Origin of the sequence: Streptomyces sp. NBC_01320 (assembly GCF_035974375.1) — a bacterium.
GTDB classification, from domain to species: domain Bacteria; phylum Actinomycetota; class Actinomycetes; order Streptomycetales; family Streptomycetaceae; genus Streptomyces; species Streptomyces yanii.
Window position 1 is genome coordinate 6,962,126 of the sequence record NZ_CP108390.1, and the last position, 13,819, is coordinate 6,975,944.

Annotated in this window: 12 protein-coding genes, 1 tRNA gene and 1 pseudogene; 5 read left to right on the forward strand and 9 right to left on the reverse strand. The window is 70.1% G+C overall.

Annotation, left to right across the window (positions count from 1 at the left end; genetic code table 11):
- The first annotated feature begins 450 nt into the window (after positions 1-450).
- Together OG395_RS31735 and OG395_RS31740 are read left to right on the forward strand one after the other, a co-directional pair.
- Positions 451-536, forward strand: a tRNA-Leu gene (locus OG395_RS31735).
- Positions 537-683: 147 nt separating this feature from the next.
- Complete coding sequence (locus OG395_RS31740; RefSeq protein WP_266984856.1) at positions 684-1,571, forward strand: Bax inhibitor-1/YccA family protein; 888 nt, start codon at positions 684-686, stop codon at positions 1,569-1,571.
- An 81-nt stretch (positions 1,572-1,652) separates the two neighbouring features.
- Here the strand turns inward: OG395_RS31740 and OG395_RS31745 are convergent, their stop codons facing one another.
- Entirely contained in the window at positions 1,653-1,880 is a 228-nt protein-coding gene (locus OG395_RS31745) for a DUF4287 domain-containing protein (RefSeq protein WP_037697864.1), read from the reverse strand.
- Between the two features lie 100 nt (positions 1,881-1,980).
- Here OG395_RS31745 and OG395_RS31750 point away from each other — a divergent pair, with 100 nt between their 5' ends.
- Positions 1,981-2,298, forward strand: a complete 318-nt coding sequence (locus OG395_RS31750; RefSeq protein WP_266984860.1) for a hypothetical protein — start codon at positions 1,981-1,983, stop codon at positions 2,296-2,298.
- Between the two features lie 73 nt (positions 2,299-2,371).
- Here the strand turns inward: OG395_RS31750 and OG395_RS31755 are convergent, their stop codons facing one another.
- From OG395_RS31755 to OG395_RS31765, 3 genes and pseudogenes are all read right to left on the reverse strand, one after another.
- On the reverse strand, positions 2,372-3,202 hold the full coding sequence (locus OG395_RS31755; RefSeq protein WP_442818777.1) for a hypothetical protein: 831 nt from the start codon (positions 3,200-3,202) through the stop codon (positions 2,372-2,374).
- Between the two features lie 704 nt (positions 3,203-3,906).
- The gene (locus tag OG395_RS31760) at positions 3,907-5,127 is read right to left on the reverse strand and encodes an acetyl-CoA C-acetyltransferase (protein ID WP_327245988.1); all 1,221 of its coding nucleotides are present in this window, start codon (positions 5,125-5,127) and stop codon (positions 3,907-3,909) included.
- A 324-nt stretch (positions 5,128-5,451) separates the two neighbouring features.
- Positions 5,452-6,450 (reverse strand): annotated as a pseudogene (locus tag OG395_RS31765) (SGNH/GDSL hydrolase family protein); the annotation flags it as partial.
- Positions 6,451-6,605: 155 nt separating this feature from the next.
- On the opposite strand from OG395_RS31765, the gene OG395_RS31770 reads away from it, so the two are divergent.
- Positions 6,606-8,009: a cystathionine beta-synthase gene (locus OG395_RS31770; RefSeq protein WP_266984868.1), complete on the forward strand. Its 1,404-nt coding sequence runs from the start codon at positions 6,606-6,608 to the stop codon at positions 8,007-8,009.
- Positions 8,010-8,434: 425 nt separating this feature from the next.
- On the opposite strand, the gene OG395_RS31775 is transcribed toward OG395_RS31770, so the two are convergent.
- Positions 8,435-9,274, reverse strand: a complete 840-nt coding sequence (locus OG395_RS31775; RefSeq protein WP_327245989.1) for a helix-turn-helix transcriptional regulator — start codon at positions 9,272-9,274, stop codon at positions 8,435-8,437.
- Between the two features lie 150 nt (positions 9,275-9,424).
- Between OG395_RS31775 and OG395_RS31780 the strand changes: the two genes are divergently transcribed.
- Positions 9,425-10,186 (forward strand): SDR family oxidoreductase, encoded by a 762-nt coding sequence (locus OG395_RS31780; RefSeq protein WP_327245990.1) that lies wholly within the window; start codon positions 9,425-9,427, stop codon positions 10,184-10,186.
- A 32-nt stretch (positions 10,187-10,218) separates the two neighbouring features.
- On the opposite strand, the gene OG395_RS31785 is transcribed toward OG395_RS31780, so the two are convergent.
- From OG395_RS31785 to OG395_RS31800, 4 genes are all read right to left on the reverse strand, one after another.
- Positions 10,219-10,641 carry a hypothetical protein gene (locus OG395_RS31785; protein ID WP_327245991.1) on the reverse strand — a complete coding sequence of 141 codons (423 nt, stop codon included), beginning with the start codon at positions 10,639-10,641 and terminating at the stop codon, positions 10,219-10,221.
- 119 nt (positions 10,642-10,760) lie between these two features.
- A complete protein-coding gene (locus tag OG395_RS31790) occupies positions 10,761-12,167 on the reverse strand; it encodes a purine-cytosine permease family protein (RefSeq protein ID WP_327245992.1) in 1,407 nt (468 codons plus the stop codon).
- 20 nt (positions 12,168-12,187) lie between these two features.
- Positions 12,188-13,144: an ABC transporter substrate-binding protein gene (locus tag OG395_RS31795; RefSeq protein ID WP_327245993.1), complete on the reverse strand. Its 957-nt coding sequence runs from the start codon at positions 13,142-13,144 to the stop codon at positions 12,188-12,190.
- Positions 13,145-13,155: 11 nt separating this feature from the next.
- Positions 13,156-13,818 carry an ABC transporter permease gene (locus tag OG395_RS31800; protein WP_266984879.1) on the reverse strand — a complete coding sequence of 221 codons (663 nt, stop codon included), beginning with the start codon at positions 13,816-13,818 and terminating at the stop codon, positions 13,156-13,158.
- Position 13,819: the final 1 nt, after the last annotated feature.

Consider the following 13,819-nt stretch of genomic DNA (forward strand, 5'->3'; position numbering starts at 1 on the left):
GGGCGGACCGGGCGGGCGACCCCTCACCCCTCGCGCGACTGTGCCGACGCATGGCTGCGTCGCCCGATCGGCTGATTCCGCCCGATGGGGCGGACGGGTCAGGAACTGCGTCGCAAACCCGGGGCAGACGGTGTGATCCAGGTGACACGTGCGCGTCCGCGGCCCCGCAGGTGCCGGAGATCATCCGGGAGTGAGAAGTGCCGGTGAGGCCGTTGCCCGGCGGGTGGCGGGCCCATGGCGCGCAGTGCCGCCCCGGGGCGGCGAGTTTCCGTCATTCCCGATTGCGGGTCCGGGCGCCCACCGCCCCGCCCAGGCATGTGGCTATGCCTTCCACGCTGTGCTGACGGCCCCTCAAGCGGTCAATAAAATAAGACAACATCGCGCCACTGTTCCGCTGATCGGGGGACACCCCCGGATAGGGTCATGTGCCAACGCGGAGCCGCGCGCCAAGCCCGGATGGTGGAATGCAGACACGGCGAGCTTAAACCTCGCTGCCCCTCGGGGGCGTGCCGGTTCGAGTCCGGCTCCGGGCACCACTGCGACGTTCAGTGACGGCGTCGATCGGCCGGACGTCACTTCAGCCGTCGACCTCCACAAAGATCCTCCTCTGGCACGAGGGTGATTCTTTTGCCTACCCATTACTCTTGTGGGAAGGCCACGCAGGGTGGCCATGAAGGAGTGAGATGAGGAGCAGCAACCCGGTCTTCTCGCGACGGGGGTTCAGCCGCGACAACGGCTACGCGGGTTTCAACGCGGCGCCGCAGGCCGGGGCCGCTACCGCGGGAGCCAACCCGTACGCGCAGGGCACCGCCGCCAACCCGTACGCCACCAATCCCTACGCCCAGCCGGACGCCCAGTTCGGCGCCCCGCAGGCACCCGCGCGCACCGGCGCGATGACGATCGACGATGTCGTCACGCGTACCGCGATCACGCTGGGCACCGTGGTCCTCGGCGCGGCCCTCGCCTGGGCCCTGCTGCCGGTCGACGAGGCCAACCTCGGCAAGTCCTACGGCATCGCGATCGGCGCCGCCCTGGTGGCGTTCGTCCTGTCGCTCGTCCAGTCGTTCAAGCGCAAGCCGGTCCCGGCGCTGATCGTCTCCTACGCGGCCTTCGAGGGTGTCTTCCTCGGGGTGATCTCCAGCGCGGTCTCCACGTACATCGGTCCCGGCGTGGTGATGCAGGCTGTGCTGGGCACCATGTGTGTCTTCGCCGGTGTGCTTCTCGCGTACAAGATGCGCTGGATCCGCGTCACCCGCCGCTTCTACGGCTTCGTGATGGCCGCCGCCGTGGGCTTCATGCTCCTGATGGCGGTCAACCTGCTGTTCGCCGTCTTCGGCGGGGGCGACGGCCTGGGCTTCCGTAGCGGCGGTCTCGGCATCCTCTTCGGCGTCATCGGGATCATCCTCGGTGCGTGCTTCCTGGCCCTGGACTTCAAGCAGGTCGAGGACGGCATCGCGTTCGGCGCCCCGCGCGAGGAGTCGTGGCTGGCGGCCTTCGGCCTCACCATGACCCTGGTGTGGATCTACCTGGAGATGCTGCGCCTGTTCTCCATCCTGAGCGGCGACGACTGACCGTACGCACGCTCCGTCCAACGGAACGGCCCGCAGGCTCACCGCCTGCGGGCCGTTTCCGTCGGTCCGGGTTCCGCTCGCCTAGAGCAGCTTCCGCGCCGCCCGCCTCAGGTCGTACTCGTGGACGAGTGCCTTCGCGTGTCCGTAGGCGAGGTCGTGTTCGCTCCGCAGCCAGCTGACCTTCTCGTCGAACCGGAGGGCAGGGCCGTCTTCGACGGTGCGGAGCCAGTCGGAGACTTCACGACCGGTGCAGTGAGGGATTCTGGAGAGCAGATTGCGATGGGTCTCTTCGGAGAAGACATGGGTCATCGGCGCCTCCGACGCATTGCGCGTTGCTGGTCCTTCCCGACACCGTGCCTGAGCGTCGGCCCGTTGGCAACCATCACGGGAGGGCGCGTAGGGTCGCGGCATGCTCGATACGACCCCGCTGGTCACCGTCGTGGACCGATTCGCCGACCGGCTGCGCGCCGCCCCGCAGAGCAGGCTGCAGCGCGGAGCGGCCGCCGAAGGACTGGCCGCGGCCAGGGAATTGGCCGTACGTGCCCAGCGCATCGAGTCTCCGGGCCGCGAGCCCCGCATCATGCCGGACGCGGGGATGTTCGCGATCGGCGACCAAGTCGCGGTCGCGGGCCGGGACTTGGCGGTGGCATTGGAAAGGGCCCCGTCCGTCGAACTGGACGAGGCCGTGCGATTCGTCGAGGAAGCGACCGCCCGGGCTTTCGCGTAGCGGCCGTCCCCTACGGGAGGTCGCGGCAGCGGCCGACGAGGGCCGCTGCGCGGGAACCGGGGGTTCCCGCGGGTCAGAACGAGGCGATGACGCGGTCGGCGAGAATGTAGACGTTCTCCTTGCCGCAGGAGAAGGTCAGGGCGTACGCGCCGGAGACACCGGAACCGCCCAGCAGTACCGGATGCTCACCCGCCAGCAGCGCCTCGGCGAGCCGCTCGGCCGTCTCGCGGTGGCCAGGGGTCATACAGAGCGTGGTGCCGTCGGCGAAGACGTAGACATCGAGCGTGCCGAGCGGGCCGGGGCGGACGTCGACGAGCTCGGTCCGACTGTCGGCGAGCTCCTCCAGTCGGCTCACGGTGCGCTCGTGGTCGGTGACGACCGGGGTCTGCACCGGGACGAAGTCGGGGTGCGAGGGGTGCCGGCGACGTGCGGCCGCCAGCTCGGGGGAGTCCTCGGCGAATTCCACCATCTCCGGAAGCTCGGTCATGTCGGCCTGCCCGGCCAGTTCCGTCAGCTCCTCGAGCGCGTCGGTGGCGTCGAGGTCCATCGCCTCAAGGCCCGCGAAGTCCGCCTGGCGCGGCATGAAGAACGGCGCGTCCTCGCCGATCCCGGACAGGCCACCCAGCAGCGACGGGGCGTCCGCGGCGTCGCGCGCCTCCTGGGAGGCCCAGAACGCACGGGCCTCGGCGAGCTCGCGCTCACGCTCCTCGGCGAGTGCCTCGGCGACGGCCGCGCGTATCTCGGCGGCCGGGGTGGCGGTGCTGCGGATCTGCTGGGGCACGGCGGCGGTACGGGCGCGGCCGGCAACCAGCTCCATCCGCAGGGCCGTGACCTGCTTGCGCAGCCCGTGAGCAGCGTGCAGAGCGGCAGCGCCCACGGCCGTGGCAGCGGCGGTGGTCAGCAACAGGGCAAGAGGCATGGCGCTCACTGACGTACTCCCGGTTTCAATCGATCCCCCGACTTCCTACATCAGCTTGTCCCCTACCTGCGCCCGGTGTCAGTGCATTACGTCACGAATTGGACAGGTCTTTGTGCCTGAGATTTACCCCTGATGCGGGTGTGACCTGCGAAAACGACTCTCCCCCAGGAGATAGGTCACATCCTGGGGGAGATTCGGTCACGGTCGGGGCTCGGAACCGGTCATGTCGCTGGCGGAAGAGGCCAGCTCAGTGGTTCCAGGAGGCGATCGGCTCAGCCGGTCGGGCCTGAGGCCGTGTACCTCAGGCGACCCCTACCGTTCCTGGGCGGTGAGCAGGAGTGAGTCCTGGCTCACCGGCACGCCCCGAACGGTCTTGGGCGCACTGGTCCTCCGCTTTCGCGTCCCGGTCGGCGACACATATCCCGTATGCGCTCCGTCCCAGGTGGGCGGAATCCCTTACGACCTGGCCATATGGGTGTGGCCAGAGGCGACGGGGAGGCCCCGAACCATCTCGCTGGTGATACGGGGGCCCCGACTGCTGACGCCACACCCGGCGTCCCAGATCGCAATGAGTACGTTACGCACGCCCCGCCGGGCACGCCCGCAGCTCGTCGCGCCGTTCACCCCATCGTGCCCATGTTCGCCAAAACGATGTGTCTGCCCAGCAGTTGTGAACTCTCCGCTGCAGCTCAGCTCAGCCGCTCGATGACCATCGCCATGCCCTGGCCGCCGCCCACGCACATGGTCTCCAGACCGAACTGCTTGTCGTGGAACTGCAGGCTGTTGATCAGCGTGCCGGTGATCCGGGCGCCCGTCATGCCGAAGGGGTGGCCGACGGCGATGGCGCCACCGTTGACGTTCACCTTCTCCAGCGGCAGGCCGAGGTCGCCGTAGGAGGGGATCACCTGGGCGGCGAACGCCTCGTTGATCTCGGCCAGGTCGATGTCGTCGATGGTGAGGCCGGCACGCTTCAGCGCCTGCTTGCTCGCCTCCACCGGTCCGTATCCCATGATCTCGGGGGAGAGGCCGGAGACGCCGGTCGAGACGATGCGGGCCAGCGGGGTCAGGCCCAGTTCGCGCGCCTTGGTGTCAGACATGATCACGAGCGCGGCGGCACCGTCGTTGAGCGGGCAGCAGTTGCCTGCGGTGACCAGGCCGTCGGGGCGGAAGACCGGCTTCAGACCCTGCACGCCCTCCAGGGTGACGCCCGCGCGCGGGCCGTCGTCCTGCGACACGACGGTGCCGTCGGGGGTCGTCACCGGGGTGATCTCGCGCGCCCAGAAGCCGTTCTTGATGGCTTCCTCGGCGAGGTTCTGCGACCGCACGCCGAACTCGTCCATGTCCTGACGGGTGACGCCCTTGAGCCGGGCCAGGTTCTCGGCGGTCTGCCCCATCGCGATGTACGCGTCCGGGACGAGGCCGTCCTCGCGCGGGTCGTGCCAGTGCGCGCCGGTCTCCTCGGCGCGGGCGGCGGTACGGGCCTCGGCCTCGGCGAAGAGCGGGTTGTGCGTGTCCGGCAGGCTGTCCGAGTTCCCCTTCACGAAGCGGGACACCATCTCGACACCGGCGGAGATGAAGACATCGCCCTCGCCGGCCTTGATGGCGTGCAGCGCCATGCGGCTGGTCTGCAGCGAGGACGAGCAGTAGCGGGTGACCGTACAGCCGGGAAGGTGGTCCATGCCCATCTGCACGGCGATGATGCGGCCCAGGTTGTTGCCCTGCTCGCCGCCGGGGAGGCCGCAGCCGAGCATCAGGTCGTCGATGTCCTTCGGGTCGAGCTCGGGGACCTTGGCCAGCGCGGTCTGGATGATCGTGGCGGTCAGGTCGTCCGCCCGCAGGTCCTTCAGCGACCCCTTGAAGGCCCGGCCGATGGGGGAACGGGCAGCAGAGACGATCACGGCTTCGGGCATCACGCGGCTCCATGAGGGCTGGAAGGCTGTCTGGCTGTCAGGGCTGAGCTGGACCGAGCGGGAGGCCCGGCAGGCTGAGCAGGACTCAGCAGGACTGTCTTGGAAGTTACCCGTACGTATCGCCGAGGTCACCCGGCAGGCTGTGTGATGCGGGCCTCTTTTCTAAGCAACCGCTCAGGCGGTCCGGGGTGCGGGGTCCGTGCCGGAGTCCCCGCCCGCGCGAGGGTCCCTGTCCGGCGGAACGTCCGGACCCTTGCCGTCCGGATGCAGGCCGTCCAGGTGCTGGACCTCCGGGGGCTGGACCTCCGGGCGACGGCCGTCCAGGTGCTGTGCATCCGAGTGCCGTACGGCCGGCTCCGGGTGCGGCTCCGTGGCCGCGGGCAGACGCCTGCGCCTGCGGTGCTTGAGGAGAGCCCACGGTGCCCGCGCCCCCGTGACCTCCGTACCGGCCTCCCGGGCCGCCTGGGACGCCGCCTTGGCCACCGGCAGCATGTCCTCGCGCCGCGACCCGTCGAGACGGTCGGACTCCGGCCACAGCCCCAGCGCGGCGCACAGGGTCGGCAGCAGTGCCATCGCCGCCGTCGCGTACCCCTCGGCCGACGGGTGGTAGTTGTCCGGGCCGAACAGCTCGCGCGGATTCGCCTCGAACTCCGGCCCCAGCAGGTCGCCCAGCGACACCGTCCGCCCGCCCTGCTCCACCGAACCGATCGTCTGCGCCGCCGCCAGCTGACGGCTCGCCCGCCGGGCCAGCCAGCGCAGCGGCTGGTAGACCGGCTCGATCGTGCCCAGATCCGGGCAGGTCCCGACGATCACCTCCGCACCCGCCGTACGCAGCCTGCGCACGGCGATGGTCAGGCACCGTACCGACTCGGTGGCGGGCATCCGGTGCGTCACATCGTTCGCCCCGATCATGATCACGCAGACGTCCGGCGTCCGGGACGTGTCTGCCAGCAGCAGCGAGACCTGTCGCTCCAGATCGTCCGACCGGGCCCCCGGCTGCGCGACGTTCCGCAGATCCACCGGCCGCTCCGACACCGCAGCGAGCCCCGAGGCCAGCAGCGCCCCGGGCGTCTGCCCGGCCCTGCGCACACCCTGGCCGGCCGCGGTCGAGTCACCGAGCAGCCCGAGCCGCAGCGGCTCCGCAGGCCCGGTGAACGCCACCCCGTACCGCCCGTCCGCACTGGGCGGAACCGGTGCGATACCGCCTCCCACGTGCCGCTTCGCCAGCTGGACCTCCGCCAGCAACACGCCTGCCGCCGCCGCGCCGAGCAGTCCGATACTGCCGCCGCCGTAGGCCGCGCCCGCCGCGATCCGCCGTGCCACCCTTGCTCTCGACACAGTCCGGTCCACCTCTCGTTGCCGTACCGCCGTACATACAGCTAACTGCCCCGTGACGACCGTCGCCCAATCGCTTCGCCCAATCTCATGCCCGTACGCATACCCTGGCCGCACCATCTCGGAGACCCCGGAGTAACACGGTGCAATTTCACGATTCGATGATCAGTCTCGTTGGCAATACCCCGCTGGTGAGGCTGCGCAGTGTCACGGCCGGCATCCAGGCGACGGTGCTGGCCAAGGTCGAGTACTTCAACCCCGGCGGTTCGGTGAAGGACCGGATCGCCCTGCGCATGATCGAGGCCGCGGAGGAGAGCGGAGCGCTGCAGCCCGGCGGCACGATCGTCGAGCCGACGAGCGGCAACACGGGCGTCGGCCTGGCGATCGTCGCCCAGCAGAAGGGCTACAAGTGCATCTTCGTCTGCCCGGACAAGGTGTCCACGGACAAGATCAATGTGCTGCGCGCCTACGGTGCGGAGGTCGTCGTCTGCCCGACGGCCGTTGACCCCGAGCACCCGGACTCGTACTACAACGTCTCGGACCGACTGGTCCGGGAGACGCCGGGTGCCTGGAAGCCCGACCAGTACTCGAACCCGAACAACCCGCGCTCGCACTACGAGACCACCGGTCCCGAGCTGTGGGAGCAGACGGACGGGAAGATCACCCACTTCGTGGCGGGCGTGGGAACCGGTGGCACGATCACCGGCACCGGCCGCTATCTGAAGGAGGTCAGCGGCGGCTCGGTCAAGATCGTCGGCGCGGACCCGGAGGGCTCGGTCTACTCCGGCGGTTCCGGTCGTCCGTACCTGGTCGAGGGCGTCGGCGAGGACTTCTGGCCGACCGCGTACGACCGGACGGTCACGGACGAGATCGTCGCCGTGTCCGACAAGGACTCCTTCCAGATGACCCGGCGGCTCGCCAAGGAGGAGGGCCTGCTCGTCGGCGGCTCCTGCGGCATGGCGGTCGTGGCGGCCCTGGAGGTCGCGCAGCGCCTCGGACCGGACGACGTGGTCGTCGTGCTCCTCCCGGACAGCGGTCGCGGCTATCTGAGCAAGATCTTCAACGACGAGTGGATGGCCGACTACGGCTTCCTGGACGACACGGGTACGTCCGCCCGCGTCGGCGACGTGCTCGACCACAAGGACGGTCCGCTGCCGACGCTCGTCCACATGCACCCGGAAGAGACCGTCGGGGAGGCGATCGACGTCCTGCGCGAGTACGGCGTCTCGCAGATGCCGATCGTGAAGCCGGGCGCCGGCCACCCGGACGTGATGGCCGCCGAGGTCATCGGTTCGGTCGTGGAGCGGGAACTGCTGAACGCACTGTTCGCGCAGCGCGCCTCGCTCACCGACCCGCTGGAGAAGCACATGTCGCCGCCGCTGCCGCAGGTCGGCTCCGGCGAACCGGTCGAGGACCTGATGTCGGTGCTCGGCGGCGCGGACGGTGCCGACGCGGCGATCGTGCTGGTGGAGGGCAAGCCGAAGGGCGTCGTGAGCAGGCAGGACCTGCTGGCGTTCCTGGCGAAGGACGCGGGTCCGAAGCAGTAGGGGGGCGATTCGGGGCTTCGCGAAAACGGTACGAGCACGACACGTACGCGCAGCACCGGCTTAACACGGCTCCGGCACATTGGTGGGTGTCGGCAGGGAAACCCGCCGGCACCAAGACGGCGACGCGGACTACGGAGCGGCTCCCGGACCTCCACTGTCGCCAGGACGCGCGCACCCGGCCCTGACCCGGACCCGCGTCCCTCGCGGGGACCGCCGTCGTCCCGCCCCCTGGGAAACCGGGGGTGCGGCGGTCCCCGCGACATATCCATGCGCGTCAACAGGTGACTGCGTCGAGCGTGTCCGCATGTGACGGTTGTCGGCGCGTGCCGTGTGTCGGTTCGCTGCGTCTCCCCGTGCGACGGTTGTCAGCGGCTGTCCGCGCGGCTGCCCCGCTGTTGCTCTCCTCGGCCGCGGCCGCGGGCCACTCACCCGGCGGGTGCGGCCGCCCAGCTCGCCAGCAGCGCCATGCGCTCCGCGGTCTCCGTGCCCGGTTCCGGGGTGTAGACCACCAGCGACTGGCCGGGGTCGCCGGGCAGTCCCAGCGTCTCGTACGGAAGCGTCAGTTCGCCCGCGACCGGGTGCAGGATGCGCTTGACGCCGTACGTCTTCGCCTTCACCTGATGGTCGGCCCACAGTCGGCGGAAATCCTCGCTCCGCATCGACAACTCGCCGACCAGGGTGGCGAGCTGTCTGTCCGTCGGGTGCAGTCCGGCGTCCAGGCGCAGATACGCGACGGTCTCCGCCGCCACCGCGGCCCACTCCGGGTACAGCTCGCGGGCCGCCGGTTCCAGGAACACCTGGCGCGGCATGTTGCGCTCGGCGACGGGCATCCGGGAGAAGCCGACGAGGGCGTCACCCAGGGCGTTCCAGGCCAGGACGTCCATCCGGCGGCCCAGGACGAACGCCGGGGCCCTGTCGACGGTGTCCAGAAGCAGCCGCAGACCGGGCCGGACCCGCTGGGCGGCGTTGGCCGGCCGTCCGGTCCGTGCCTTCGCGGCCGGCCGGGCCACGGTGTGCAGATACGCCTGCTCCGTCTCATCCAGCCGCAGCACCCGGGCGATCGCGTCGAGCACCGCGTCCGAGACGCTCGGCCCACGCCCCTGTTCCAGCCGGATGTAGTAGTCGACGCTCACCCCCGCCAGCTGCGCGACCTCCTCGCGGCGCAGCCCGGGCACCCGCCTGCGGCCGTATGCCTGTAGGCCGACGTCCTCGGGCTGAATGCGCGCGCGTTGTGAGCGAAGAAAGTCTCCCAGGTCCCCGTCCATGCTCCGATCGTAGGAGACCGGCCGGAACGGAGCCTGGTACTGGCAGACCCAGGAAGGACGCATCCCTGGGTAGCGGGCGGCCTACGGCGAAGGATGGGGCCTGCCACCGGGGAGACGCCCCGGCGGACACCAGGTACAAGGAGTACGGACATGTCGTACGAGACGCTCGCAGGCCGCACCGCCGTCATCACCGGAGCAGCCAGTGGCATGGGCGCCGCCACCGCCGGGCTGCTGGCAGCCCAGGGCGCCAGGGTCGCGCTGCTGGCCCGGCGCGCGGAACGGCTGGAGGAAGTGGCCGCCAAGATCGTGTCCGAGGGCGGCGAAGCGCTCGTAGTGGCGACCGACGTCACCGACCAGGCGTCCGTCGACACGGCAGCCGATCGCGTGCACACCGCCTATGGTCGGGCGGACCTGGTGGTCAACGCGGCCGGAGTGATGCTGCCGAACCCGGTGGACGAGGGCCGCACCGACGAATGGCAGCGGATGCTCGACACCAATGTGTCGGGCGCGTTGCGCGTCATCCGGGCCTTCACGCCCGACCTGGTGGCGGCGGCCGCCGACGGCCGCACCGCGGACCTGGTGAACATCTCGTCGATCGGTGCGCACGTCACGTTCCCCCACTACGCCGTGTACGGGGCGACGAAGGCGGCGCTCAGCCATCTGTCGGCGTCCCTGCGTACGGAGTTCGGCCCGCGCGACGTCCGCGTCACCAACATCGAACCGGGCCTCACCGACACGGAGCTGGCCGGCCACATCGACAACGCGGAGCTGTCGAGCCAGCTGGACGGCATGTTCGACGCGCTGGGCGCACTGTCGGGCGACGACATCGCCGACCTCATCGCGTACACCACCAGCCGCCCGCGCCACGTCAACCTGCGCCAGTTGATCGTGCTTCCCACACGCCAGGCGTAGCCGCGCGCCCACCGCGCGCTCAGCCCGGCTGCTCAGTCCTCCCAGTCGGACTTCGAGCCCTTCTCCGAGCGCCGGAACAACGGCCGGCTGCGGGCGGCGTTGAAGGCGTTCACCCCGACGATCCCCAGCCAGGCCACGACGAGCCCCTCGATCCCGGCGTTCGCGACCCCGATCGCGGACAGCGGGATGGCCAGGACCAACGAGATGATCCCGAACCCGAACCGCTCACCGAAGTCGCCCAGCGGCGGCTGGGGCGTATGGGCCCCCCGGGCGACTTTGATCTGCTGCTCGCCCAGGTGCCGCCGCACCCGCCGGTCGAGCGTGACGTCGAGACGCTGCTCGACCTTCTCCAGAAACGAGTCGATGAGCGCGGACTCGTACTCGGGCCCCAGCTCGCCGCGCGCGTGCAGGGTGGCATTGAGCTCTTTCTTGAGCTCGGAGTCACGGGCTTCCATACGCCTACGGTACGAAGCGGCGGGGCCGGGCGCAGTGGGGCTAGCCCCCCTGTTGGGCCTCGGGCGCGTACCGGGGCAGGCCGTCGAACGGCCGGGGCGGCGAGCAGACGCCCTTCGGCTCAGCCGACCGGCACCCGGTCCGTCGGCATGATGGTGGCGGCCGGGATGTGGGTGGTGTCGCGGCGGGCGAGCAGCCAGTACAGCAGGGCCGGTACGAGCAGGCCGATCACCCAGGAGACGTCCGCGCCGCCCAATGGCTCCACCAGCGGGCCGGTGTAGAAGGTCGTCGCCAGGAAGGGGAGCTGGGCGACGATGCCGACTGCGTAGACCGTCAGTGCGTCCCAGCGCCAGGCGCCGTAGCGGCCGTCCGGGTCGGACAGGGCCGGGATGTCGTAGCGCTCGCGCGATATCAGGTAGTAGTCGACGAGGTTGATCGCCGACCACGGGGTGAAGAAGGTCAGCAGGAACAGCAGGAAGTCCTTGAACGAGGCGAGGAAGGTGTCCTTGCCGAGCAGGGCGACCGCCGTGCCCGCGATCATGATCACGGCGATGTACGCGGAGCGGCCGCGCTGCGACAGTGCCCGCTGCCCGCGGAAGCCGCTGATCCCGGTCACCATCGACATGAAACCGCCGTAGGTGTTCAGCACGTTGATGGTCAGCTTGCCGAGCGCGATCACGAAATAGAGCAGCGAGGCGATCAGCCCGGTGCCGCCCAGCGAGACGACGTAGCTGACCTGGTCGTCGAGGAACGCCGCGCCCGCGGATGCGGCGACCAGCACGCCGAAGGCCATGGACCACTGGGAGCCGAGCGTCGTGCCGGCCAGCGTCCACCAGAAGGTGGCGCGGGAGCTCGTACGGCGCGGCAGGTAGCGCGAGTAGTCGGCGACGTAGGGCCCGAACGCCAGCTGCCAGGACGCCGCGATCGACACCGCGAGCAGGAACATCGGCAGGTCGAAGGCGCGGTCGGCGAGGGCGGCGCCGAGATCGATCCGGTCCAGCAACCGGATACCGAGATAGATGAAGGCCAACGCGCAGACCACACTGGCGACCCGGCCCAGGATGTGGACGACCCGGTAGCCGATCGCCGCCACCAGTGCCGTGATCGCGGCGAAGACGAGGATGCCGGGGGTCTGCCCGAGGTGGGTGAGCTCGCCGACCGCCTGGCCGGCCAGCACGCTGCCGCTGGCGAAGAAACCGACGTACATCACGACGACCAGGAGCAGCGGCACGACCGCGCCCCGCACCCCGAACTGTGCCCGGCTGGAGATCATCTGGGGCAGGCCCAGCCTGGGGCCCTGCGCCGAGTGCAGCGACATCACCGCTCCGCCGAGCAGGTTGCCCACCAGCAGGCCGATCAGGGACCAGAAGGCGCCGCCGCCGAAGATGACTGCGAGTGCGCCGCTGACCACCGCGGTGATCTGGAGGTTCGCTCCGAGCCAGAGGGTGAACTGGGAGAACGCGGTGCCGTGCCGTTCGTCGTCCGGTACGACGTCGATCGAGCGGCGCTCGACGAGGGAGTCGGCCATCGGGGATTGCTCCTTTTCTCTTACTTCTCTGCCAGACCGTGCGCCGCGGCCCAGTCGTGCGCCACGTCCTCCGGGTCCTTCTTGTCCTTGTCCACCAGGCGGTTCAGCTCCGTGAGGTCCTTTGTCGTGAGGGTGGCGCCCAGGCGGGCCAGTGCCCTGCGGACCGTGGAGTCCGCGGCGCGGTCCGCGATCAGGGGAACCACGTGCTGGCCGGGGATCAGGTTCTTGGGGTCGGTGAGGACGACCCAGCCCTCAGCGGTGATGTCCGTGTCGGTGGTGAAGAGGTTGGCGACGTCCACATCGCCCTTCTTCAGGGCTCCCTTGACCAGCGGGCCGGAGGAGTCCAGCGACTTGAACTCCTTGAACTCGACTCCGTAGACGTCCTTCAGGCCGACCGCCCCGACCGCCCGCTTCTTCACCTCGGGGGCCGCGCCGATGACCAGCTTGCCGTTCTGCTTCGCCAGGTCGGCAAGGGAGGTCAGGCCGTACTTCCTGGCGGTGCCCGGGGTGACGACGAAGGCGTCCGAGTCCTCCGCCATGCCGTACGGGAGGATCTGGAGGCCCTTGGGGAGGGCGATGGCCAGGGCGTTCTGCATCTCGCCCTCCTCGGTGGCCTTCGCCTTCGGGTCGAGGTAGTGCAGGAGGGCGCCCTGGTACTCGGGGAGCAGGTCGATGTCCCCGCCCTCGAGTGCGGGGATGAGGATCTCGCGGGTGCCCAGGTTGGCGCGGACTTTTGTCTTCACCCCGGCGGCCTGCAGGGCTTCGGCGTACAGGTAACCGAGCACCTGGTTCTCGGTGAAGTTGGCCGTGCCGATGGTGATGCCGCCGGCGCTGGAGCCGCCGCCGGTGCCTCCGCCGCCCTGGCCGTCCAGCGAGGTGATGCCACTGCTGCAGGCCGCGAGTGCGGGGACTGCGGCCGCGGCGAGGAGGCCGCCCAGCAGGGATCGGCGGGTGGTGCTGCGGGGAGTGCGGGTCATGGGTGGTCTCCTCAGGCGGTGCGGTGACGGAAGAGGATGCGCTGCAGCCCGGACAGGGCCAGGTCCAGGACGACGGCCACGACCGCCACCAGGACCGCGCCGCCCAGTACCTGGACGAGGTCGCGCTGGGCCAGGCCGTCGAAGACGTACCGGCCGAGGCCGCCGAAGCTGACGTACGCGGCGACCGTGGCGGTGGCGACGACCTGGATCAGGGCCAGGCGCAGGCCGGTCATGATCAGGGGAAGGGCGAGGGGGAGTTCCACCTGCCACAGGATCTGGTGGCCGCGCATGCCCTGGCCGCGGGCGGCGTCCTTGACCTCCGGGTCGACGGCGGTCATGCCGGCGTAGGTGTTGGTGACGATCGACGGGACGGCGAGCGCGACCAGCGCCACGTACACCGGGGTCATCGACAGCCCGCTGGCCAGGAAGACGAGCACCACCAGACCGACCGTGGGCAGCGCCCGGCCGAACGACGAGAGGTTGATGGCGAGGAAGGCGCCGCGCCCCGTGTGGCCGATGAGCAGACCGATCGGGAGGGCGATCACCGTCGCGATCAGGGTGGCGAGGAGCGAGTACTGGAGGTGCTCGGTGAGGCGGTGGGCGATGCCGTCCGGCCCCTGCCACTGCTCGGCGCCGGTCAGCCAGGTACCGAGGTCCGCGAAGAGTTCGTACATG

What these genes read in the sequence shown, in the direction of transcription:
- OG395_RS31740 (WP_266984856.1), top strand. Translation starts at nt 684, where the DNA reads ATGAGGAGCAGCAACCCGGTCTTCTCGCGACGGGGGTTCAGCCGCGAC.
- OG395_RS31760 (WP_327245988.1), bottom strand. Translation starts at nt 5,127, where the DNA reads ATGCCCGAAGCCGTGATCGTCTCTGCTGCCCGTTCCCCCATCGGCCGG.
- OG395_RS31795 (WP_327245993.1), bottom strand. Translation starts at nt 13,144, where the DNA reads ATGACCCGCACTCCCCGCAGCACCACCCGCCGATCCCTGCTGGGCGGC.
- OG395_RS31745 (WP_037697864.1), bottom strand. Translation starts at nt 1,880, where the DNA reads ATGACCCATGTCTTCTCCGAAGAGACCCATCGCAATCTGCTCTCCAGA.
- OG395_RS31785 (WP_327245991.1), bottom strand. Translation starts at nt 10,641, where the DNA reads ATGGAAGCCCGTGACTCCGAGCTCAAGAAAGAGCTCAATGCCACCCTG.
- OG395_RS31790 (WP_327245992.1), bottom strand. Translation starts at nt 12,167, where the DNA reads ATGGCCGACTCCCTCGTCGAGCGCCGCTCGATCGACGTCGTACCGGAC.
- OG395_RS31780 (WP_327245990.1), top strand. Translation starts at nt 9,425, where the DNA reads ATGTCGTACGAGACGCTCGCAGGCCGCACCGCCGTCATCACCGGAGCA.
- OG395_RS31750 (WP_266984860.1), top strand. Translation starts at nt 1,981, where the DNA reads ATGCTCGATACGACCCCGCTGGTCACCGTCGTGGACCGATTCGCCGAC.
- OG395_RS31775 (WP_327245989.1), bottom strand. Translation starts at nt 9,274, where the DNA reads ATGGACGGGGACCTGGGAGACTTTCTTCGCTCACAACGCGCGCGCATT.
- OG395_RS31800 (WP_266984879.1), bottom strand. Translation starts at nt 13,818, where the DNA reads ATGTACGAACTCTTCGCGGACCTCGGTACCTGGCTGACCGGCGCCGAG.